11 protein-coding genes are annotated in these 24493 nt (G+C 71.2%); 6 read left to right on the top strand and 5 right to left on the bottom strand.

The features are described from left to right. The coding region (locus tag ACIQRW_RS30615) for an SDR family NAD(P)-dependent oxidoreductase (RefSeq protein WP_403766302.1) at window positions 1-8748 on the top strand (8748 nt) is incomplete at its 5' end. A 26-nt stretch (window positions 8749-8774) separates the two neighbouring features. Then, window positions 8775-15080 (top strand): thioester reductase domain-containing protein, encoded by a 6306-nt coding sequence (locus ACIQRW_RS30610; RefSeq protein WP_403766299.1) that lies wholly within the window; start codon window positions 8775-8777, stop codon window positions 15078-15080. A gap of 73 nt (window positions 15081-15153) precedes the next feature. On the opposite strand, the gene ACIQRW_RS30605 is transcribed toward ACIQRW_RS30610, so the two are convergent. From ACIQRW_RS30605 to ACIQRW_RS30585, 5 genes are all read right to left on the bottom strand, one after another. Further along, complete coding sequence (locus ACIQRW_RS30605) at window positions 15154-16227, bottom strand: BTAD domain-containing putative transcriptional regulator (RefSeq protein WP_403766296.1); 1074 nt, start codon at window positions 16225-16227, stop codon at window positions 15154-15156. 445 nt (window positions 16228-16672) lie between these two features. Continuing rightward, window positions 16673-17167, bottom strand: a complete 495-nt coding sequence (locus ACIQRW_RS30600; RefSeq protein ID WP_403766293.1) for a hypothetical protein — start codon at window positions 17165-17167, stop codon at window positions 16673-16675. Between the two features lie 24 nt (window positions 17168-17191). Further along, the gene (locus ACIQRW_RS30595) at window positions 17192-17656 is read right to left on the bottom strand and encodes a flavin reductase family protein (protein ID WP_403766290.1); all 465 of its coding nucleotides are present in this window, start codon (window positions 17654-17656) and stop codon (window positions 17192-17194) included. Between the two features lie 88 nt (window positions 17657-17744). Further along, a complete protein-coding gene (locus tag ACIQRW_RS30590; protein ID WP_403766287.1) occupies window positions 17745-18866 on the bottom strand; it encodes a methylmalonyl-CoA mutase family protein in 1122 nt (373 codons plus the stop codon). A gap of 247 nt (window positions 18867-19113) precedes the next feature. Next, window positions 19114-20904 (bottom strand): BTAD domain-containing putative transcriptional regulator, encoded by a 1791-nt coding sequence (locus ACIQRW_RS30585; RefSeq protein WP_403766284.1) that lies wholly within the window; start codon window positions 20902-20904, stop codon window positions 19114-19116. On the opposite strand from ACIQRW_RS30585, the gene ACIQRW_RS30580 reads away from it, so the two are divergent. From ACIQRW_RS30580 to ACIQRW_RS30565, 4 genes are read left to right on the top strand one after another with little or no spacing between them, the layout of a single operon-like run. Next, window positions 20861-22108, top strand: a complete 1248-nt coding sequence (locus ACIQRW_RS30580) for an alpha/beta fold hydrolase (protein ID WP_403766328.1) — start codon at window positions 20861-20863, stop codon at window positions 22106-22108. The two genes, ACIQRW_RS30585 and ACIQRW_RS30580, sit on opposite strands and share 44 nt — an antisense overlap. Further along, window positions 22105-22299: a hypothetical protein gene (locus ACIQRW_RS30575; protein ID WP_403766282.1), complete on the top strand. Its 195-nt coding sequence runs from the start codon at window positions 22105-22107 to the stop codon at window positions 22297-22299. Before ACIQRW_RS30580 ends, ACIQRW_RS30575 begins: the two co-directional genes overlap by 4 nt. Beyond that, on the top strand, window positions 22296-22928 hold the full coding sequence (locus tag ACIQRW_RS30570) for an ATP-binding cassette domain-containing protein (protein WP_403766279.1): 633 nt from the start codon (window positions 22296-22298) through the stop codon (window positions 22926-22928). The genes ACIQRW_RS30575 and ACIQRW_RS30570 overlap by 4 nt, the downstream gene beginning before the upstream one ends. Then, on the top strand, window positions 22925-24472 hold the full coding sequence (locus tag ACIQRW_RS30565) for a hypothetical protein (protein WP_403766276.1): 1548 nt from the start codon (window positions 22925-22927) through the stop codon (window positions 24470-24472). Before ACIQRW_RS30570 ends, ACIQRW_RS30565 begins: the two co-directional genes overlap by 4 nt. Window positions 24473-24493 lie beyond the last annotated feature (21 nt).

Raw genomic sequence — 24493 nt, 5'->3', positions numbered from 1 at the left:
CGCCTCTACGAGTCCTGGGGCATCACACCCGACCACCTCGTCGGCCACTCCATCGGCGAAATCACCGCCGCCCACGTCGCCGGCATCCTCACCCTCCACGACGCGGCACGACTCGTCACCGCCCGCGCCACCCTCATGGACGCCCTCCCCCACACCGGCACCATGACCGCCATCGAAGCCACCGAAGAAGAAGTCACCCCCCACCTCGACGACGGCGTGAGCATCGCCGCCGTCAACGGCCCCACCTCCGTGGTCATCTCCGGCGACACCGACGCCACCGACCGGATCGCGGAGAAGTTCCGCAAACAAGGACGCCGCACCAAACAACTCACCGTCAGCCACGCCTTCCACTCGCACCACATGGACGCGATGCTCGACGACTTCCGCGCCACCACGACACAGCTCACCTACCACCGGCCCACGATCCCGATCGTCCCGACGGTCGCCACCGACCTCGCAATGACCGACCCCGAATACTGGGTCACCCAAGTCCGCGCAACAGTCCACTTCCACCAAGCCGTCCAGGAGCTGGAGACGCGCGGCGTCACCACCTACATCGAACTCGGCCCCGACGGCGTCCTCACCGCCCAGGCCCAGCAATCCGCAGAAGGCACCTTCACCCCCGCACTGCGCCGCGGACGCGACGAGACCACCACCACCCTCACCGCACTCGGCACCGCCTACGTCCACGGGCGCCCGGTCACCACACCTCACGCCACGCAGCTCAGCAGCCTCCCCGGCTACGCCTTTCAGCGACAGAGCTACTGGCTGGAGGCACCCCGGAGCGCCCAGAACTCCTCGGCACTCGGCCAGACCTCGGTGGAGCATCCGCTGCTGTCCAGCCTGATTCACGCGGTGGACAGCGACACGACTCTGTTCACCGGGCAGGTTTCGCGGAACTCGCACCCGTGGCTGGCCGATCACACGGTGATGGGCAACGTGATCGTGCCCGGTACCGCGTTCATCGAGCTGGCGATTCACGCCGGGGACCAGGCCGGGTTCGACACGGTCGACGAGATGCTGGTCGCGGCGCCGCTGTTCCTCACCGACGAAGCCGTACAGCTCCAGGTGGCGCTCAAGGACAACACGGTCTCCATCCACTCGCGTTCAGCCGGCCGTTCATGGGATCTGCACGCCACGGCGACGCTCAGCACCTCCGCGGCGTCCGCCGAGACCCTCGTATGGCCGCCCCAGGGGCAGCCCGTGCCCATCGAGGACGTGTACCCCGCGCTGGAGCGCATCGGGCTCGGTTACGGGCCGGCGTTCCAGGGTCTGACCGCCGCCTGGCGGTCCGACGACGCGCTGTTTGTCGAGATCGTGCTGCCCGAGGCGGTGCACGACGCGGCCTTCGGTATCCACCCGGCGCTCCTCGACTCGGCGCTGCACGCGTACGCCCACCAGCACTCCACCGACGGCAGCATCAGCCTGCCGTTCTCCTGGAACGGCGTGCGGCTGCACGCCTCGGGCGCCACGGCGCTCCGCGCGCGGATCACCCCGGCCGGCGAGGGCGGGCTCGCCCTGCACGCCGTGGACCACGCCGGTCAGCCGGTCATCTCGGTCGCGCGGCTCGCGACTCGACCGGTCAGCGCCGACCAGCTCCAGGTGCGCACGTCGTCCACCGAACCGCTGCTCGTGCCGAGCTGGCAGCCCCTCACCCTGCCGGTCGACGCGCCCGACGCGCCCCACCACGTGCTGACCGTGCCCCGCGGCGGCGAGCTGCACGAGGTCGCCGAGTCCGTGCTGACCTCGTTGCAGGAGTGGCTGGCGAGCGACACCGATGACGTTCTCGTGGTCCACACGCGCGACGCGGTGGACACCGGCACGCCGGATCTTGCCGCGGCAGCGGTGTGGGGTCTGGTGAAGTCGGCCCAGACGGAGAACCCCGGGCGGATCGTGCTGCTCGACGGTGACTTCGACGCCGCCGTGGTCAGCGGTGCGATCGCCGCCGATGAGAACCAGCTGCTCGTGCGCGGCGAGGAGGTCCGAGCCGCCCGTCTGATCCGGCCCGACGCGGATGCGCTGTTGCCCGTGCCGGACGACACCTGGCAGCTGGTGTCCACGGGGGCGGGCACCCTGGAGACGCTGGCCATCACCGCGGACGAGCGGGTGTCCCAGCCGCTGCTCCCCGGTGAGGTGCGGCTGGAGGTCCGTGCGTCCGGCGTCAACTTCCGTGACGTACTGATCGCGCTCGGCATGTACCCGCACGACCCGCTGCCACCGCTCGGCGGTGAGGTCGCGGGCATCGTGATCGAGGTCGCGCCGGACGTCACCACGATGGCCGTGGGCGACCGTGTGTTCGGTCTCGCGGAGGGGACGTTCTCCCAGCAGGCCGTCGGGGACCACCGGGCGCTGCACGCGATGCCGGGCAGCTGGACGTTCGCTCAGGCGGCGACCGCTCCGATCGTCTGGATGACCGCGCTGCTGGGTCTGCGGAACATCGCCGGTCTGTCCGCGGGCGAGAAGGTCCTCATCCACGCCGGCACCGGCGGCGTCGGCATGGCGGCGATCCAGCTGGCCCGCCACTACGGCGCGGAGGTGTACGCGACGGCCAGCCTGCCGAAGTGGGACGTGCTGCGGTCGCTCGGTGTCGACGACCGTCACATCGCCAACTCCCGCACGCTGGACTTCGAGGAGCACATCCTCCGTGAGACCGGCGGCAGCGGTGTCGACGTGGTGCTTGACTCGCTCGCGGGCGATTTCGTGGATGCTTCGCTGCGGCTGATGCCGAACGGAGGCCGCTTCCTGGAGATCGGCAAGACCGACATCCGGGACGCCGACGAGGTGGCACAGCGGCACACGGGCGTGGCGTACACCGCCTACGACCTCAACGCCAGTGACCCGGACACCCTCCAGGCGCTGCTCGCCGAGCTGTGCGACCTGTTCGAGCGGCAGGTGCTCACCGCACTGCCGGTGCAGGCATGGCCGGTGCCCCAGGCGCCCGCCGTTTTCCGGTACATGGGGCAGGCCAAGCACACCGGCAAGATCGCTCTCACCGTCGACCGGCCGCTCGACCCCGAGGGCACCGTGCTCATCACGGGCGGTACCGGCACGCTCGGCGCGATCCTCGCGAAGCACCTGGTGGAGCGGCACGGCGTCCGCCGACTGCTGCTGACCAGTCGGCGCGGGCACGCCCCCGAGCTGGCGGCGGAGCTCACCGAGCTCGGCGCCGACGTGACGATCGCGGCGTGCGACGCGAGCGACCGGGAGGCGCTCGCCGCGCTCCTGGCCGGGGTGGAGAACCTCACGGGCGTCGTGCACACCGCGGGTGTGCTGGACGATGCGATGGTCACCAACCTGACGCCCGAGCAACTTCACGTGGTGCTGCGCAACAAGGCGGACGCGGCGTGGCACCTGCACGAGCTGACCCAGGACCGCGACCTTGCGGCGTTCGTCCTGTACTCCTCCATGGCCGGTACGTTGGGCGGTCCCGGCCAGGGCAACTACGCCGCCGCCAACGCCTACCTCGACGCACTCGCGCACCACCGCCGTGAGCGGGGGCTGCCCGCGGTGTCGATGGCGTGGGGCCTGTGGGAGGACGCGAGCGCGATGAGCGCGCACCTCACCACGACCGACCTCGCCCGGATGGCCCGCGAGGGCTTCCCCTCGATCAACGCCGCGCAGGGTGTCGGGATGTTCGACGCCGCTCTCACCCTCGGCCAGGCCGCGGTCCTCACCGCCCCGATCACCCTGTCGTCGCTGCGCGGTGAGGTGGCGCCGGTGCTGCGAGCGCTCGTCCGTACGCCGTCGCGACGCACCGCGAGCGCCCGGACCGCGGACACCAACGCCCTGGCGAGTGCGTTGGCCGCCCGCGACGAGGCCGGCCGGCTGGAACTGCTGCTCGGCATCGTGCGTGAGCACGTCGCCTACACGCTCGGCCACAGCGGCGGCGACGCGGTCGACCCCGAAACTCCCTTCAAGGACATCGGTTTCGACTCGCTCACCGCCGTCGAGCTGCGCAACCGCCTGAGTGCGGCGACCGGGGTCCGGCTGCCCGCGACGATCATCTTCGACCATCCGACGGCCGCCGCCATGGCCGCGTTCCTGCGGTCGAAGCTCACCGGTGGGGCCAGTGCCGCCGCTCCGGTCGTCCGTGCGGTCGTGACCGACGACGAGCCGATCGCCATCGTCTCCATGGCGTGCCGCCTCCCCGGCGATGTGCGCACGCCGGAGGACCTGTGGCGGCTCGTCGCGGGTGAGCAGGACGCGATCACCGGGTTCCCGACGAACCGGGGGTGGGACCTCGACGGTCTCTACGACCCGGAGCGCACCCGGTCACGCACCTCCTACATCAGGGTCGGCGGGTTCCTGCACGACGCCGACCGCTTCGACGCGGCGTTCTTCGGTATTTCGCCGAAGGAAGCGCTGGCGATGGATCCGCAGCAGCGCGTGCTGATGGAGACGTCGTGGGAGCTGTTCGAGAACGCCGGCATCAACCCGAAGTCGTTGCGCGGCAGCAGGACCGCCACGTACGTCGGACTGCTCGGTCAGGACTACGCGCCCCGCGGGTCCCAGGCGTTCGACGAGGTGGAGGGCCACGTGATGACGGGCATCTCCAACGCCGTCGCCTCCGGCCGCATCGCCTACGCGTACGGGTTCGAGGGGCCCGCGCTGACGGTCGACACCTCGTGCTCCTCCTCGCTGATGGCCACGCACATCGCGATGCGGACGCTGCGGTCCGGTGAGTGCGATCTGGCGTTGGCCGGCGGTGTCACGGTGATCGCGCAGCCGGACATCTTCACCGAGTTCAGCCGTCAGGGCGGCCTCGCGCGAGACGGCCGGGTGAAGTCGTTCGGCGCCGGCGCCGACGGCACCAGCTTCGCCGAGGGCGCGGGCCTGCTGCTCCTGGAGCGGCTGTCGGACGCGGTACGCAACGGCCACACCGTCCACGCGGTCATCCGCGGCTCAGCGGTGAACTCCGACGGGGCCTCCAACGGGCTCACCGCCCCCAACGGCCCGTCCCAGGAGCGGGTGATCCAGGAGGCGCTCGCCTCCGGCGGGCTCGTCCCGGCAGACGTGGACGCCCTGGAGGCACACGGCACGGGGACCGTACTCGGCGATCCGATCGAGGCACAGGCCGTCCTCGCGACCTACGGGCAGAACCGGACGTCTCCGCTGCTGATGGGGTCGCTCAAGTCGAACCTGGGGCACACACAGGGCGCGGCCGGCGTCGCCGGCGTCATCAAGATGGTGATGGCGATGAAGCACGACCTGCTGCCGCGCACCCTGAACGTCGACGAGCCGACGCCTGAGGTCGACTGGTCGACGGGCTCGGTGACGCTGCTGGCGGAGGCCCGGCCGTGGCCGGCCGGGGACCGGCCGCGCAGGGCGGGAATTTCGTCCTTCGGCATCTCGGGCACGAACGCGCACCTGATCATCGAGGAGCCTCCGGCGCCCGCACCGGACGCTCCAGGCTCCTCCGATTCCGACTCCCCCGCGGCCGCGTCCGCGGCGGAGCCGGTGCCGGTGCCGTTCCTGGTGTCGGCGCGGACGGCCGAGGCCCTGACGACGCAGGTCGCCAGGCTCAAGCAGCATCTGGCCGAGCATCCCGAGCTGGTCGCCCCGGATGTCGCTCACACCCTCGCCGGGCGTGCGCAGTTCGACCACCGGGCGCTGCTGTTCGGTACGGAGGAGCTGGTCGACGGCGTTGTCGGCAAGGGCGGTCTGGCGTTCCTGTTCACCGGGCAGGGCTCGCAGCGCGCAGGCATGGGCCGCGAGCTCTACGAGACGTACCCGGTCTTCCGTGAAGCGCTCGACGCCGCACTCGCGGCACTCGGCATCCAGGACGAGTACTTCACCGGCGACCTCGACCGCACCCGCCTGACACAACCCGCACTCTTCGCACTGGAAACCGCCCTCTACCGCCTCTACGAGTCCTGGGGCATCACACCCGACCACCTCGTCGGCCACTCCATCGGCGAAATCACCGCCGCCCACGTCGCCGGCATCCTCACCCTCGACGACGCGGCACGACTCGTCACCGCCCGCGCCACCCTCATGGACGCCCTCCCCCACACCGGCACCATGACCGCCATCGAAGCCACCGAAGAAGAAGTCACCCCCCACCTCGACGACGGCGTGAGCATCGCCGCCATCAACGGACCCCGCTCGACCGTGGTCTCCGGCGACACCGACGCCACCGACCGGATCGCGGAGAAGTTCCGCGAACAAGGACGCCGCACCAAACAACTCACCGTCAGCCACGCCTTCCACTCGCACCACATGGACGCGATGCTCGACGACTTCCGCGCCACCACGACACAGCTCACCTACCACCGGCCCACGATCCCGATCGTCCCGACGGTCGCCACCGACCTCACGATGACCGACCCCGAATACTGGGTCACCCAAGTCCGCTCGGCGGTTCGCTTCCACGACGCCGTGACGGCGCTTCCGGAGGGCACCGTCTTCATCGAGCTCGGCCCCGACCCCGTACTCAGCGCCGCCGCACAGCAGTTCGCGAAGGGCCCGTTCTCCGGGACGCTCCGTACCGCCCAGTCCGAGGTCACCGGCGTGCTCACCGCTCTCGGCACGGCCTACGTACACGGCAGTTCTCCGGTGCTGCCTGCGGGCAACACCGTAGAGCTGCCGAACTACGCTTTCCAGCAGCAGAGTTACTGGCTCACCGACGTCGGCCCCGTCGACGCCGCCGGGCTCGGGCTCCTGCCGGGCGGGCATCCGCTGCTCGGCGGTGAGATACAGCAGGCGGACAGCGACACCGTCCTGTTCACCGGCCGTACCGCCAACGCCGAACACGGCGCCGCGACCCTGCTCGACCTCGCCCTGCACGCGGCGGACGACGGGCTGGAGGAGCTGACCGTCGAGTCGCCCCTGCCGCCCGGCGAGGCGCTGCTGCTCCAGGTCGCGGTCAACGGCACGAGGCTCACGATCCACTCCCGTGCCGACGGCGCGCCGTGGCAGCGCCACGCCACCGGCACGCTCGCCACGGTGAACTCCGACGCGCCGGGCCTCCCCTGGCCGCCGAACGCCGCCGAGGTCGGCCCCCAGGCGGACGGCGTCACGCAGGCGTGGCGCGACGGCAGCACCTTCTACGCCGAGGCCACCACGGACTCGACGGAGCACGGCGTCGACCCGGGGCTGCTCACCGCCGTGCTCCAGCAGGGCGGAGTGCCGGTGCAGCCACTGCACTGGCGCAACGTCCGGCTGCACCGTGCCAGGGCGACGACCCTGCGCGTCCGGTTCGACGGCGGTCTCCTCGCGACGGACGAGGACGGCGTGCCGGTGCTGACCGCCGAGCAGGTCACCACGGCGCCGGTCAGCGCCGCGCAGCACGCCCTGTTCGACCTCGCCTGGGTGCCGTCCGCGAAGTCCGGTGCCACCGAGTTCGACGTACTGGAGGTGCCGCGGTTCGGCGATCTGGAGGAGGTGCTCACCACGGTGCTGCACGCCCTGCGGTCCGAGCGCTCCGGGCCGCTCGTGGTCCACACGCACGACGCCGTCCACACCGAGGACCCCGATCCCGTCGCGGCGGCCGTCTGGGGTCTGGTCCGCACCGCACAGCACGAGGAGCCCGGCCGGTTCGTCCTGGTCGACGGTGAAACGGTGCCCGACGCGCTGCCCGACGACGAGCCGCAGGTCGCCGTGCGCGGCCACGGGACCCTGGTGGCCCGGCTGGCCCGTATCACCGCGTCCGCTCCCGCGCCCCGCTGGCACGGCACGGTCCTCACGACCGGGGACGCGCCCTTCATCGACCACCTGCCCGTCACGGACGTCGTCACCTGGGCCGGCGACGACCCGGACGATCTGCGGCAGGTGCTCGACGCCCACGACGTCACGGCCGTCGTGCACGTGCCGAGGCCCGGCGTCGAGGCGCTGGTCTCGCACCTCACGCCGGAACAGCTGGTCGAGGCGGTGCGCGGCGCGGCCGACGTGGCCCGGCACCTGCACCGGCTCACCGAGGGCCGCCAGTTGGTGGCGTTCGTGCTCAGCTCCTCGATCGTCGGCACCGTCGGTCACACCGGCCGGGGCGCCGAAGCCGCGACCGCCGCGTACCTGGAGGCGTTGGCCCGGCACCGCAACGCCCGCGGTCTGCCCGCGCTCGCCGTCGCGTGGGGGGCGGAGCAGAGCCAGGAGCTGTTCGACGCCGCCGTGACGGCCGGGCGGCCGACGGTGGTGGCGAACGCGCTCGACCCGTCCGGGATCCGCGCCGCCGGCCCTGTGCCCGCCGTGCTGCGCGGGCTGGTGAAACCACTGCCGCAGCGCAGCCGGACGCTCGCCTCCCGGCTCGTCGGGCTGGACGCCGCCGCGCAGGGCGCCGTGGTGCTGGAGGTGCTGCGCGAGGCGATCGCCGAGGTGCTCGGGCACGACGACCCGAAGGAGATCGAGGCGGAGTACCCGTTCTCCGACCTCGGGTTCACGTCGATGACGGCGGTCGAGCTGCGCAACCAGCTGTTCACCGCCACCGGCCTCGATCTCTCCACGACGCTCGTGTTCGACCACCCGACCCCGGCCGCCCTCGCCAAGGTCCTGCGCGAGCGGCTCAGCCCGGAGGACCAGGCGCACCAGGTGGTCCAGTCCGATCTGGACCGGCTGGAGGCCAGCCTCGCCGCCGCCTCGGCCCCGACGTCGGCGCACACCGCGGCGGTCACCAACCGGTTGCGGGCGATGCTCGCGAAGTGGACCGAGGACCCTGACGAGAACACCGACGGCGAGGACGAGAACTTCGAGTCCGCGTCGGCCGAGGACATCTTCGACTTCATCGACAACCAGCTCGGACGCGCCACCAACTGACGCCTGTCGCGCCGCACGAAGGGAACGTGATCACAGTGTCCGATGAGAAGAAGGCCGTGGAGTACCTGAAGTGGGTGACGGCCGACCTGAGGAAGAGCAGGCAGCGCGTCGACGAGTTGGAGTCCTCGAAGCACGAGCCCATCGCGATCGTCGGCCTGGCCGCACGGTTCCCCGGCGGCGTCACCAACGCCGACGAGCTGTGGGACCTCGTGGCGAACGGGCGGGACGCGATCACCGAGTTCCCCTCCGACCGCGGCTGGGACGTGGCGGGCACGTACGACCCCGATCCGGGCAGGCCCGGCAAGACCTACACGAAGCACGGCGGATTCATCGGCTCCGCACCACAGTTCGACGCCGAGTTCTTCCGGATCAACCAGCGCGAGGCACTCGCGATGGACCCGCAGCAGCGGCTGCTGCTGGAGGTCGCGTACGAGGCGGTCGAGAACGCCCGGATCGACCCGACGTCCCTCAAGGGCCGTCAGGTGGGCGTGTTCGCCGGTCTCGCGGGCCAGTCGTACCTCCACCGCGGTCACTTCACCAGCGAGGAGCTGGCCGGGTACGTCATCACCGGCATGGTCGGCAGCATCGCCTCCGGCCGGATCGCCTACTCGCTCGGACTTGAGGGCCCCGCCGTCACCATCGACACGGCCTGCTCGTCGTCGCTGGTCGCCACGCACACCGCCGTGCAGTCGCTGCGCAACAACGAGTGCGAGTTCGCGCTGGCGGGCGGCTCGACCGTGATCGGTTCGATCGAGAGCTGGGTGGAGTTCAGCCGCCAGGGCAACCTCTCGGCCGACGGCAGGTGCCGCACGTTCGACGCCGGTGCCGAGGGCACGAGCTGGAGCGAAGGCGTCGGCATGGTCGTGCTGGAGCGGCTCTCCGACGCCCGCCGCAAGGGGCACACGATCCACGCGGTCATCCGGGGCAGTGCGGTGAACTCCGACGGCGCGTCCAACGGTCTCACCGCGCCCAACGGCCCGGCCCAGGAGCGGGTGATCCAGCAGGCGCTCGCCGACGCGCGGCTGACGACGTCCGACGTGGACGTGGTGGAGGCGCACGGCACGGCCACGACGCTGGGCGACCCGATCGAGGCGCAGGCGCTCCTCGCGACGTACGGGCAGAACCGGCCGGCCGACCGGCCGATCTGGCTGGGGTCGCTGAAGTCCAACATCGGCCACACGCAGGCCGCCGCGGGCATCGGCGGCATCATCAAGATGGTGATGGCGCTGCGGCACGGCGTGATGCCGCGGACCCTGCACGTCGAGGAGCCCACCCCGCACGTCGACTGGGCGGCGGGCAACGCCCGGCTGCTCAGCGAGGCCCAGCCCTGGCCCGAGGTGGACCGGCCGCGCCGGGCCGCCGTCTCCGCGTTCGGCCTCAGCGGCACCAACGCACACCTGGTACTGGAACAGGCGCCCGCCGGCGCCTCACCGGAGTCCCCCACGCCCGGCGCGCCGGAAGGGGGTTCCGCGGGCGGCCGGGTCGTGCCGCTGCCCGTCAGCGCCAAGAGCGCCGAAGCGCTGGAGGAGCAGGCGGCACGGCTCGTCGAGCACCTCGGGCGGCGCCCGGATCTGCGCCCGGCGGACGTCGGCTTCTCCCTGGCCACGACCCGTACGCAGTTCCCGCACCGGGCCGTGCTGCTGGGCGACACCGTGGCGGCCAGGGGCGTCGCTGGCATGGGTGGGCTCGCTCTGATGTTCACCGGGCAGGGTGCGCAGCGCGTGGGCATGGGACGTGAGCTGTACGAGGACCGTCCCGTGTTCGCCGAGGCGCTCGACGCCGCGATCGACGCCGTCGACAGCGCGCTCGGCGACCAGGTGCCGGTGTCGCTGCGCACGGTCTTCTTCGCCCGGGAGGACACACCCGCGGCGGGGCTGCTCGACCGGACGTTGTACACCCAGACGTCGTTGTTCTGCCTGGAAACCGCGCTGTTCCGGTTGTTCGAGCACTGGGGTGTCACCCCCGACTACCTGGTCGGGCACTCGATCGGTGAGCTGGCCGCCGCACACGTCGCCGGCGTGTTCGGGCTCGGTGACGCCGCCCGGCTCGTCGCCGCCCGTGCGAGGCTGATGAACGAGCTGCCGCGCGGCGGCACGATGATCGCGGTCGAGGCGGACGAGGACGAGGTCTCGGCCCTGCTGCCCGCCGACGGGAGCGTGAGCCTCGCCGCGGTCAACGGCCCCACCTCCTTGGTGGTCTCCGGTGACCACGACGCGACCACGGAGCTGGCGTCGACGATCGCCGCGCGGGGCCGCCGCACCAAGGCGCTCGTGGTGAGCCACGCGTTCCACTCGCACCGTATGGACGCGATGCTGGACGACTTCCACGCCGTGGCCCGCACGCTGAGCTACCAGCCGCCGTCGATCCCGATCGTCTCCACGCTCACCGGCAAGCTCGCCGACGCCGAGACGGTCGCCACGCCCGAGTACTGGGTCAAGCAGGTGCGCCGGGCGGTCCGGTTCCACCACGCGGTGACGCACCTGGACGAGCTGGGCGTGACGACGTTCATCGAACTCGGCCCGGACGGTGTGCTGACCGCTCAGGCCCGGCAGTCGCTGGCCGAGCACGCGTTCGCCCCCGCGCTGCGCTCGGGCAGCGGCGAGGTCACCACGGTGCTCACCGCACTCGCCACGGCCTACGTCAACGGCCACTCGGCCGACTGGGCCGCGGTCTTCGGCGGGGATGCCCGGCCGGTCGACCTGCCGACCTACGCGTTCCAGCGCAAACGGTTCTGGCTCGACCCCGGCAGCGCGATGACGGACGTCGCCGGTGTGGGCGTGCACGCCGCCGAGCACCCGCTGCTCGGCGCCACCGTCCACACCGAGGACGACTCGGTGATGTTCACCGCGCGTCTGACCCGCACGACCCAGCCGTGGCTCGCTGAGTTCACGGTGTCGGGCAGGACCGTTCTGCCGAGCTCGGCGCTGGTGGAGCTCGCGATCCACACGGGTGACGAGGTCGACTGCAACCAGCTGCGGGAGCTGCGCGTGCACAACCAGGTCATGCTCCCCGAGCACGCCCCGGTGCAGCTCCAGGTGTGCGCCGGTGCCGCGGAGGACGACAGCAGCCGTACGGTCGTGATCCGTTCCCGCCCGGACGGTTCCGAGGGGGCGTGGACCCTGCACGCGACCGGCGTACTCACCAGCACCGCGCTCGCCGCCCCACCGCCCGCGGACGCCGAGTGGCCGCCGGCGGGCGCCGTCGCCGTGGCACCCGGGGAGATCGATTCCGCGCTGGACGGCCTCGGCCTCGGCTACGGGCCCGCGTTCCAGGGCGTCGACGAGCTGTGGCGTGACGGCGACGCGCTGTACACGACGGTACGGCTGTCGGAATCGGTGCCTGGCGACGGCTTCGGCATCCACCCCGCGCTGCTCGTCTCCGCCCTGCGCCCGTACGTGGCCGTCACCTCGGGCCTGCCGTCCGAGTGGTCCGGCGTGCAGTTGCACGCGGTCGGCGCGACGGGGCTGAACGTCCGGCTGACCCCGGACGGTGACGGGGGCGCGTCCCTCCTCGCCACCGACGCCGCGGGACAGCCGGTGCTCACCGTCGACTCGGTGCGCACCCGGCCGTTCTCCCTCCACGCGGAGGACACCGAGGTCCGTGAAGCGCTGCTGGGTGTCGAGTGGGCACCGGTCAACCTGCCGTCGCCCGTCGAGGGGCGGTGGGCGTTCGTCGAGGACGACATCCCCTACGACGCGGAGACGCTGCTGTTCGAGCCGGTGCGGCCGGGCGACGACCCGGTCGCCGCGACGCACGACGCGGCAGGCCGGACGCTTGACCTGTTGCAGCGCTGGCTGCTGTTGGGGGAAGACGTCAAGCTGGTCGTCCTCACCCGCGACGCCGTGCACTCCGATGCCGTGGACCCGGCGGCGACGGCGGTGTGGGGTCTGGTGCGGTCAGCGCAGAACGAGTACCCCGGCCGCATCGTGCTGGTGGACACCGACGCCCCGGCGCGCGACAGTCTGCCGGCGGTGCTCGCCGCCGCGGCCAGTGACAACGAACCGCAGATCGCGGTCAGGGACGGCCGGGCGTTCGTACCGAGGCTCATGCGGACCCCTGCCGCGACGACTCGCACCCCCCGCATCGGCGGCGAGGGCACCGTACTGATCACCGGTGGCACCGGCGCCCTGGGCAGGGTCGTCGCCCGGCATCTGGTGACCACGCAGGGCGTGAAGCACCTGCTGTTGGTGAGCAGGCGCGGCCGGGCGCCCGAGCTGGTCGCGGAGTTGTCCGCGCTCGGCGCCGATGTGCGCGTCGAGGCGTGCGACACCACCGACCGCGACGCCGTGGAAGCGCTGCTGGGCGGCCTGGAGCATCCGCTGAAGGCCGTCGTGCACACCGCCGGCATCACCGAGGACGGCATGATCGCGACCATGACAGCCGACCAGCTGCACGCGGTGCTGCGGCCGAAGGTCGACGCGGCATGGCATCTGCACGAACTGACCAAGGACCTCGACCTCGACGCGTTCGTGCTGTTCTCGTCGATGGCGGCCACGGTCGGCGGCCCCGGCCAGGGCAACTACGCCGCGGCGAACTGCTTCCTCGACGGCCTCGCACAGCACCGTGCCGGGCTCGGGCTGCCCGCGGTCTCGATCGAATGGGGTCTGTGGGAGGAGGCCAGTGCCGTCTCCGCACACCTCACCCCGGTGATACTGAGCCGCATGGCCCGCGAGGGCATGCGGCAGATCCCCACACCGCTCGGTACGGCGATCCTGGACACGGCGCTGTCGCTGGACCGGTCGCTGGTGATCGGCCAGCCCTTCGACGTGACACTGGCCCGTGAGCACGCCGCGCACGCGAACGTCCCGGCGCTGATGCGCAAGGTGCTGCGCACGCAGAACCGCCGTACGGCCGCGGCCCAGCAGTCCTCGGGCGGCGCGCTCCTGGACCGGCTGGCCGGCCTGCCCGTCGACGAGCAGCGCGAGGTGGTGCTGCGTATCGTCCTCGACACGACGTCGGCGGTCCTCGGCCATGACACCACCGGTTCGGTCACCGCCACCCAGAACTTCGGCGACCTCGGGTTCGACTCGCTGACGGCCGTGGACCTGCGTGGAGGCCTGCTCGCCGAGACGGGTGTGCAACTGCCGGTGTCCCTCGTCTTCGACCACCCCACGCCCGATGACCTCACCGACCGGCTGCTCTCCGAGCTGTTGGGCGCGCCGGGCGGAGGCCGGGTCGTGGACTTCACGGCCGAGGTGCGGCTGGCGGACGACATCCGGGCCGCGGACACCGTGCACAGGACGGACGATCCCCAGCATGTGCTGCTGACCGGCGCCACCGGCTTCATCGGCTCGTTCGTGCTGCGCGACCTGCTGCGTACCACCGGAGCCACCGTGCACTGCCTGGTGCGGGCCGCGGACGAGGAGGCGGCCTACGCCAAGATCCGTTCCGCGTCCGCGTACTACAGGACGGGCATAGCGCTGGACCGGGTGCGCGTGGTCCTGGGTGACCTCGGTGCGCCGGGGCTGGGGCTCGGCGCGGAGACGGCGGACCGGCTGGCCCGCGAGGCCGACGTGGTGTTCCACATCGGCGCCCACGTCAACTGGCTCTACCCGTACGCGAAGCTGAAGGCGGCCAACGTCACCGCGACGGAGGAGATCCTGCGGATCGCGGCGAAGCACCGCACGGTGCCGGTGCACTACATCTCGTCGACCGGTGTCTACGCGAACCTGCCGGAGGAGGGCGTACGCCTGACCGAGGACGCGCCGATCGGCCCGCCGGAGCAGCTCTTCAGCGGGTATCGGCAGTCGAAGTGGGTGTGCGAGGAGATCATCGGCATCGCCCGCGAGCGGGGCATCCCGGTGTCGTCCTACCGGGTGGACGTGGTGACGGGTGATCAGGTCAACGGTGCCTGCCAGACGCAGGACTTCGTCTGGCTCAGCATCCGCGGCATCGTGGAGGCGCGGGCCGTACCGGACAGTCTGGAGAGCCACTTCCACCCGACGCCCGCCGACTACGTCAGCGGCGCGATGCTCCAGCTGGCGTGGCAGCTCACCGGCACCGGTGACACCTACAACCTGTCCAACCCGGCGCGGCTGACGTTCGGCGAGATCATCGACGCGCTGCGGGCCAGGGGCCACCGCATCGACGGGATGGACCTCACGTCGTGGACCCGTAAGGTCCGTATCGACCGGTCCAACGCGATGCAGCCGCTGCTCGACCAGTTCGTGGAGCTCGTGGGGTTGCCGGGCGGTACCTACCCGGGCATCGACTGCTCCAAGGCCGATGCCGCACTGGCGGACACCTCGATCGTCTGCCCGCCGGTGCGGAGCGAACTGCTGGGCACCTACCTGGACTTCTTCACCGACGTCGCCTACCTGCCCGCCCCGTGAGGTGACGCGCCGAGGGGCCACCGGAGTTCCGGTGGCCCCTCGGACCGGGTGAGGCGAAGGAGGTGGAGAGGGATCAGCGGGAGACGGCCTCGGCCTGGTGCAGCTGGGAGATCCTGTCCAGCAGGAGCGAACCGGCCCGCAGCGTCTCATCGTTCCGAACGCCCGCCAGCAGATCGATCACCCCGCAGCGTACGACGGTGGCCAGGTCGCCGGAGTCGAGTGCGCGGCGCACGACCCAGCGGATCTTCGCCGCCACGATCTCGTCGCAGTCGTCCGGGTCGATGCCCGCGTGTTCACGCACGAGCCGCTCGGACTCGGCGTGGCGCCCCGTCCTGAGGGACCTCACGGTGGCGGAGTCGGAGACGGGGGCGGGCCGCCCCGCGGGCGTCCGGGGAGCGGGGACGGCAGGGGGAGCCGGCTCGGGCCGCAGTTCGTGGTTGAGGATCGCGTGCTCCAGCTCGCGCAGCGCGGGGCTCGGCTCCAGGCCGAGCTGCTCGTTGAGGCCGGTGCGCGTACGGCGGTACAGCCTGAGCGCGTCCGCCTGCCTGCCGGAGTGGTACAGGGCCTCCATCAGCTGGCCGCACAGGCGCTCCCGCAGCGGTTCCGCCTCGACCACGGCCTCCAGTTCGCCGAGCACATCGCGGTGGCGGCCCAGCCGGAACTCCGCCTCCACGCGGTACTCCAGCGCGGTCAGCCTGGAATCGTTGAGTGCGGCCATCTCCCGCCAGTACAGGCCCTGTTCGGCAAGGTCGGCGAGCGCTTGGCCGCGCCACAGTGACAACGCCTCGCGCAGAACGCGCGAGGCGGCTTCCCAGTGGCCGTTCGCCAGGTCGGTCCTTCCCCGGGCCAGCAGCAGCTGGAAGCGCACCACGTCGAGCCGATCAGGGGCGACGCCGAGCTGATACCCCCCGGCTCGCTTCTCCAGCGGCAACCCCGCCCTGCGCAGCGCGTGCACCGCGTTGTATACCACCTGCCTGCCGGTGGGCGGAGCATCGGAGGGCCACAGTGCCTGCTCCAGCCTGGCCACGGTGACCGGGGAGCCGTGGTGGAGCAGGATGTAACCGAGCACAGCCCTCTGCCGTAGTCCGCGTACGCCCGACGCGCCCTCCTCCTCGGACACATCCAGATGCCCCAAGACCCGGAACATCGCCGTCGCCCCCTTTCCACGAAGTCTCTTCAAAGTTCCGCATACTGAAGTCGGGCTTTCCGTTTACGGTCCGGAAAACCGGCACAGATTTTTCGAAGTGCGGTGGAATTTCCCTGCTGAACATCGCCATACTCCCCCCAGAGCGGCGTGCAGACTCTTTGCCGAATGACTGTCGGCGGGTTTCCGTGCCCACCGGGGCAGCCAGTCGCAGGTCTCACCGGATCGTGGTGTGCGCACGACTCTGTGCGCGGTCCGGTCTCTTGTTCACCACCCATGGTGGGGGGCCGCCGTCCAGCCCCGCACAAAGCACGCACAAATCGCGGGCGAGGCGGGTTCCGGTGGGGCGTCCGACGGTGAACCGACTTTCTCGTCCGCTGTCCCAGCGGGTCGGTGGGCGCGTCGGGAGAACGGGACGAGGGGCGGCTTGGGCTGCCGGCGGGCGGGGCTACTCGGCGCGCACGGACGGTTCCCGTACCGACCGGCCCAGTATCCGGACCAGTTCGGCCGGTGTGCGGCGGGAATCCGGACAGGGCCCGTCGGCCAGGGCCACCGTGGCGGCACACTCCAGGAGCAGGGTGCCGACCAGCGCCTCCTGCCGGGCGGGCAGCGGTGGCAGCCCCGGCGGTCTCGGCGAAGCGGGCAGACCGAACGCATCGGCCAACAGGTACATGGCGCGGCACACCAGCGCGGACCGCACGGTGGCGTCGTGCTGTTCCGCGGGAGCCACCGCGGCTGCCAGCGACGCCCTGAAGCGTCTGAGCACGGCGGCCGCGTAGGGGTCGGACAGCTCAGCGGTACGGGGGAGGTGCCCCGGGCGGGCCGGAGTGTGCGAGGCCACCGTTCGCGACAGGCCCTCGTTCAGCGCCTGCACGAAGTTTCGCCCGAGGGCCGTCATGGTGATGTCGCCGCTGTCCGTGTCACTTCCGATGTCGTTCGGCATCGCGCGTCCACCCTCACGCATCCGTCACGTGCCGGCTGTGCCGGTCTGCTGGAACCCTCCATTGAAGAAGACCAGGGCCGGTCCCGCGGCGCTGCTGCTCGCCTCGATCACGTTCCCGATGAAGATGGAGTGGTCCCCGGAGTCGTGGCACTCGGACAGCTCGCACTCCAGCCAGGCCAGCGCCCCGTGCAGCAACGGGGCCCGGGTCCTGAGACCCGGTTCCCACGCGAGGTCGTCGTACTGCTCGGGTCCCAGCGGCCTCTTCTTGTCGGCGAAGTAACGCGCCAGCTGCTCCTGTTCGGATCCGAGAATCGATATGGCGAAGTGCTTCTCCGCCATGAGGGCCTTGTGCATGACGGCGCTGCGGGACACACAGCACAGCACCTGTGGCGGATCCAGGGAAACGGACGTGAACGCGTTCGCGGTCATTCCGTGAATGTTCTCGCCGCCCACGCTCAACACGATGACACCGGTGGCGAAGCGCGACATGGAATCCCGTAGGGATGACGGTTTCATCGGAATCCGGTAGGCGGTGTTCTCAGCGGACACGGACCTCATGCCAAACCCTTCCTCAGACTCATACGGAGAACATAGATCGGCCGATCTCCCGCACTCTCATCCCTGGGTAACCGGGCACCCACACCTCGCGCAGCACGTCGCACACCTCGCCCACCGTGGCCCCGGCCGCGAGCGCGTCCTTCATCGGGTGGAGGACGTTGGCCGTGCCCTCGGCGGCCTCGCGCGTCCTGGTCAGGGCCGCACCCACCCGCTCGTGGCAGCGCCAGGCGCGGAGTTTGGCGAGGCGTTCGGCCTGGCGGGCCGCGAGGGCCCCGTCGTGGTGCGAAAGCCGCTTCGGGGCCCCGGGCAGGGGCAACACACACGAGCGCTCGTGCGGAGCGATCTCGCCCCGCTGGAAGCCCTGCTCGACCGCGCGCGCCGCACCACCCAACTCGGAGATGCTGCTCATGAGTTCCAGGGCGGTCTCCACGATCCCAACGGCTGGGCCGGCAGCAGGCACACCGTCCGCGTCCGGCCCTGGAATCCGTACGCCGAACTCCTTCCTCAGCGCCTGCGCCCAGATGCGGTGCGCGGCCCGGCTCGTGCCGGGGGCGGCGTAGGTGAACGACAGGCGCGTCACGAGGCCATCGGCGTCCAGGCCGGCGGCCACCGCCGTTCGGATGTACTCGATGCCGTTGGCCAGGGTGAAGGCGATCTCCTGCGCCGGTGACGCCCCCGCGCCGGCCAGACGCCCGGCCGAGACGGAAACGGTGTTCCACCGCGGGAGCTCGGCCTCCGCGTACCGGAGGATGTCCGCGGTCAGGCGCAGTGCGGGCCCGGGCGGGAAGATGCTGTCGCCTTCGACGATGTGCTCGGTGAGCACATCGTTGTGGACGGTGCCCGTGAGCCGCCTGGGCTCGATCCCCTGTTCCTCACCCACCAGTTGGTACAGCAGCAGCAACGGCGCCGCGGTGGCGTCGGACTCCAGCGTCGCCGACACCCGGTCCAGCGGGATCGCGTCGAACAGCACGCGCATGTCGTCGATGGAGTCGATGGCCACACCCGCCCCGCCGACCCGGCCCCGCGCCGGACCCGAGTCCGAGTCGTGCCCCGTCCGCGTAGGCAGGTCGAAAGCCACGGACAGGTCTGTCGCACCGTTCTCGATCAGGCGGCGGTAGCGGGCGTTGGACTCTCGGGCCATACGCTGCATTCCTTCTCCTCGGCACCGGACGGCGGGCGCCCGACCACCGCTTGCACAGACACTGCAAGGCCAAGGGCTGTCCCGTAATCCTTGGTGGATCAGCGCACGGCGTCAGATGCGGTGCATCGCAAGGCGGAGGGGCGTCCGCATACTGGATGTATTCGGGCGTTCCGACAACGCGGCGAGGTGCCGTAGCTGTCGTCGTGCGCCCGCCAGGGATTACGGGACAGCCCTTAGGGGCGGCTTCTCACCGGCCGGTCACTGCACGGTCTGTGTGCGCGGCGCCCCACGTGCCGCTCGGCGCCGGGCCGGTCGTCGGCTCGGTACCGCCGGAGAAGCTCTGTACGGCCGCCGCGGTCGCGGCCGGGCGCGGAACCCGGCCGACCCGTAGCCGCTCCAACCGAGTCGGCTCCAGGCGCTGTTCGCGGGCGACGCGCCCCGGCGGGTCCAGGGTGACCGTGGTGACATGGCTCTTTCCGCCGGCCCAGTTCGGGCGGCGCACCAGCAGTTCGGGGCCGGCAGCGGCGACCACGAACAGCGCCCCCGGCGTCGAGGCCTCGGCGATCTCCTCGAAGGTGTCCAGCACGAGGTCGTCGGCGCGGTGCAGGTCGTCGACGCACAACACCAGCAGCTCGTGCCTGGCCGCCTCCTGGATGAACTGGGCCCAGGCGCCCAGCACTCGGGCGAGGGGCGGCTCCCCGGCGAGGCGGGAGCCGACGCTGTCGGCGGCGAGCAGCCGGCACAGCCGGGACAGCAACAGCTCCGACGTCCGCTCCGAAGGGAACAGTTGCTGGACGGCCCGGGCGAGCACGGACCGCGCCGTCGCCTCGTCCGTCCCCGGGCCGACGCCGCAGTAGTCGGCGAGGATCTGCCTCGGGGCGGCCAGCGGGGTGCCGGATCCCGCCGGGGAGACCCGCCCGCCGAGAACGCGTTGCCCGCCGGGACGGGCACCGGCCCAGCGTCCGAAGTCGCGCAGCAGCCTGCTTTTCCCGGTGCCGCCCTGCCCGAGAACCGTCACCAGATGAGGAACGCCCCGGTGCCGGGTCCGCTTCACCAGACCGCGCAGGATGTCGAGTTCGTACACACCGCTCTCCGAGTCCTCGGGGGCGGTCACCGTTCCCCCGAGCCGCTCGGCCTGCTCCCTGGCCGACTGGGCGGTGCTGTCCGGCCTGCCGTCGGTCTCCTGGCCCGGACCGCCGGTGAGCGAGGGCGCGATTCGGGTGCGTACGGAGACGACGCCCATCCGGCGGCGGTCGGACTCGGCGCGCGGCTCCGCCCCGGCGAAGGACAGCGCGGGGTCCTGGACGAGGATCGCCTGCTGAAGCTGTTGCAGACCGCGGCCGGGCTCCAGGCCGAGATTCTCGACCAGGGCGGCTCGTACGCTGCTGTACGCGTTGAGCGCGTCCGCCTGCCGTCCGCACCGGTACAGGGCGAGCACCAGCTGGCCGCAGCACCGTTCCCTGAGCGGATCGGCGCGGACCATCTCCTCCAGCTCGGGCAGGATCGCCTGGTGGCGCCCGCAGGCGAGCTGTGCGTCGAAGTAGTCCTCCATGACGTCCAGCCGGGCGCTCTGGACCGCGGCCAGCTCCGGCCATCGGATGCCCGCCTCCACCAGGTCGGCCAGGACGGGCCCGCGCCACAGTGCCAGCGCGTCACTCAGCAGCACGGACGCCGTGTCCGCGGCGCCCCGGGCCAGTTGCTCCCGCCCCTGGCCGGCCCACTGGTGGAACAGATACAGGTCCACCTGTTCGGGGTCCACCCGCATCATGTAGCCGGGCGGCTGGGTGAGCAGCGCGGGCGTTGGGCCCGGCACGGCATCGTGGGCGGTCCCGGTGGAGGACAGGACGCCGCGCAGCCCGTGGACCGCGTTCTGCAGGATCTTGCGCGCCGTGGTGGGCGTGCCGTCCACTCCCCACAGCACGTTCAGCAGTTGGCTGGTGGCCACGACCTGGTTCGCCCGGAGCAGCAGGAAGCCGAGTGTGGCGCGCTGCTTCATGCCCCCCAGTCCTACCGTGCGGTCGTCGTCGACGAGCTGCATCGGACCCAGCATTCGGAAATGCATTACTCCCCCAAGTCGACACCCGCGTAGCCGCGTACGGCCCCGGCTTCCGGCGGCCCGGCCTCCGGATTCCCTGCCCATCGTGCAGGGCCGCGGTCCAAGCCCACACAAAACTCGGACAAGGAGCGGGCCTGCCTTCGGCAGTTTCGGCCAGTCCCTCGAATCGTGGGAGTGGGTGGCGGAGAGCCTGGCCCAGGACCACACGGTCGTCCGTTACCACCGGGCCGGATACGGCCTCACGAAGTCCCGCGCGTCCAGTGCCGACATCCTCGACGCCATTCTCGAAGCGGTCGGGGCGAAGGGCGAGATCGTGGTGGTGACCCACTCGATCGGCTCCCTGAGTGCCGCCTCCTACGTCCAGGACCCCCGTTTCGCCGGCCGGATCGGCAAGCTCGTCGTCGTCGACGGCACCGACCCGGAGCTGCTCGACGCGGACCGATCCGATCGGCGGAGGTTCGGCAATTTCATCCAGATCCAGGTGCACTCGCTCTTCGCCGCCGTGACCGGCATCTATGTATGGGCGCCGAACGGGGTGGAGCGCCAGGCGGGCTGCACACCCGATACCCAGTACAGCCACGTGCAGTCCGAAGGTTCATACATGCCAAGTAGCCGGATTCATGGTGCAGCAGGCGTGCTGGCCGTAGGGGCGGTCGCGGCGCACCTGGTCGCGACCGTTCTGCAGAACACCCCCGACTCCTGCAACCAGGATCTTCGCCAGTTCACCGGGGGCTGGCCCATCCCGGGTTGGCGATTCTTCGCCCCGAACCCGGGTGTGCAGAACGTCCACCTGCTGGTGCGCGATACCAAGGCGGGCGACGCTCAGCCGAGCCCCTGGCGCGACGTGACCCCGGAGGTCCCGCACGGGTGGACGCAGGTCATCTGGAATCCCGCGAGCCGAGGCCCCAAAGCCCTGTTCGACGCCATGCAGCAGCTCTCCGTGATGAGCGCGAACCAGGCGGGTTTCTCGTGGGTCACGCAGAGCGTGCCGTACCAGTTGGTATTCGCGGCCGGCCGGGCATCGGCGTCGGACGATGCGCAAGCTCTGCAGTTCCTTCTCATGAACGTCTTCCCCAGCGCACCGCCGGAAAGACGCATGAAACCGATTCTCACATCCGAGTGGATCCCGCTCGACTCCGCGTCCCAACACAAGGAAACCGCTCCCGCGCGACCCAGGCCATCATGAGCATCTTCATGGTCCAGGGCGCCTCGACCCTCACCTCGTTCCACGAGATGGCCACCTGGGCGTCACTGCCGGAGATACGGCTGCTGGCACGGATCGCCGGCTTGGAGGTGACGGCCGTCGACGGATCGTACGCGGGCGACGCATACACTGCACGCTCACGGGAGATGCTTGTGGTTCTGGAGGCGACGTGACCGCTGTTCCCATCATCGCGGCCGAGGGCGCCACGGTCACCATGGGCGACGTCACCCTGCTGGAGCCGACCTCGTTCGCGGTGATGCCGGGCGAGGTCTGGTGCCTCACCGGCGGCAACGGGTCGGGGAAGACCACGCTCCTGCGGGCCTTCCTGGGCAGCCGGAGTCTCACGGCCGGTTCGGGTTCGGTGCGGGGCGAACCCGCGGACATGGCCAAGCCGCAGCACCGACGCCTCATGGCTTCCTTGGTCGACGCGATCCCGTTCGCCCGTGACATGACACTGCGGGAGCAGGTGACCCTGGTTGCCGCCTCCTGGTACGGCAACAGCGCGACGACCGCCGACGCCGCCGAAGAGGTCATCGAGCGACTGGGACTCTCCCCGCTGGGCGAGCGGTTTCCCCATCAGGTCTCTTCGGGTCAGCTTCAACTCTTCAGCCTCGCACTGACGTTGGTGCGCCCCGCCGACGTGGTACTGCTCGACGAGCCCGAGCGACACCTCGACAGCGACCGCGTCGAACTGGTGGCGACCCTGCTCACGGAGCGGGCGGAGGAGGGCACGGCCTTCCTGGTCGCCACCCATGAGCCCGCCCTGGTAGAGGTGCGTGACGGCCGCGTGGAGCTGGGATGACGGTGGACACTCTCGCGGCACCCGAGTCCGACGCCGCGGCCCGCGTCCGTGCCGTGCGGCAGCGTTACGCCCGCCGGGGCGACCGCGGCACGGTGCGTGGACACGCCTACACCCTCTACCTCGTCGCCCTGTTCGCCGCGTTCTACCTGGTGCCGGTGGTCCACGCCCGGAGCACCTCGCCCGCATCGGTCTCCGTAGGGTCTCTCACGGAGGCGGCGCCCTGGGTCTGCGCGCTCGCGGTGGCGGTGTGCTGGGCGGCCCAGATCGCCGGGCGGTTCTGGGGGCCGGTGGTGGTCCAGCCGTTCCTGCTGCACGTGTTCATGTCCACGGACATCTCCCCGACGCGCTACCTCGGCACGATCGCCCGACGCAGACTGACGTACGTCGGTACGACCGGACTGCTGTCGGCCTGCGCGGCGGCGTACCTCGCGACCGACCTCTTCGATCACCTCGATTCCGCGGTGCAGGGCCTCGCGTCCGGGGTGGGGCTCAGCGCCCTCGCGGCGTTCGCGTGGCTCTGGGGCCAGGTACGGCCGTTGCGCGACAATCTCCTGCTGGCTTCCGCCATCGGCGGCGCGGCAGTTGTGGTCGCCGGGGTGAGCCGAGTGGCTCCGGACAGCGGAACGGGGCTGTGGCTCCTCCCCGGAGTGCTGGCGGCCACCGCGGCGGTCCTGGGGCGGGCGGCCCTCCGGGCGATCCGCACCGTCGACCTCGCCCGGCTCGCCCGCGAGTCGGCCCGCGCCTCTCAGGCCCAGACCTACGCCTGGACCGGGACGCTCCATCACGCACTGGATCTGTACCGGCCGGAGCCGTCCGGTTTCACCTCGGCCCTGATCCGTCCGGACGGGCGTCTTCGCGGATATCTTTCGCAGGGCGCGATCCGAGCACTGCGGACACCCGGGCGCGCGAGCGCGGGCGCGGCACTCCTTCTGATCGGCTCCTCCGTGCTGATGCACGGGGCTGCCGGGCGGGGGGACGGACCGGCGTCGTGGCTGTGGGCACTGGGGGCGCTGTGTGTGTACCTGGGATCGGGGTGGGCGGGCGAGACGTGGCGCGGACTGCGAGACGAGCTGACCCTGGCTCCGCTGTTCGGCGAACGGTGGGGTGGAACCCTCGCCCGCACGCTGGCCTGGCCCGTCATCGCGGTGGCGATCGGTGCTCTCCTGGGGGGTGGCTTCGCCGTCGTCGTCCAGTGGGACCACCACAGCGGGCATCTGGGTGACACGGCCCTTCTTGTCGCCGGGTCGGTGGTCATGGCGCTGGGCGCCAGGTTCCTGCGCGAGATGAAACTGGATCTTCCGCTCGAACTGCTCCTCCCCATCATCACGCCGTTCGGCGACCTCTCCGGGCTGCGGGTCGTTGCCTGGCAGTTCGACGGGTTCGTCGTCGTGTTGATGGGCGTCGCCCTGATGGCCGCGCTTCCGTCCGCGGTCGGTGCGACGGCACTCGCTGTCTGTATCGCCGCCGGCTGCGTCTGGACAGGACTACGCCGCACGGGCTGGGCGCACCGGGGCCTCTTCTCCCGCCTCAGCCGGGTGCGGTAGCAGGCACCGCCACCAAGGCGG

Source organism: Streptomyces sp. NPDC091287 (assembly GCF_044768525.1).
In the GTDB taxonomy this organism is placed as follows: domain Bacteria; phylum Actinomycetota; class Actinomycetes; order Streptomycetales; family Streptomycetaceae; genus Streptomyces.
The sequence above is the reverse complement of the archived record's forward strand: the minus strand, read 5'-3'. Positions and strand labels throughout refer to the sequence as shown.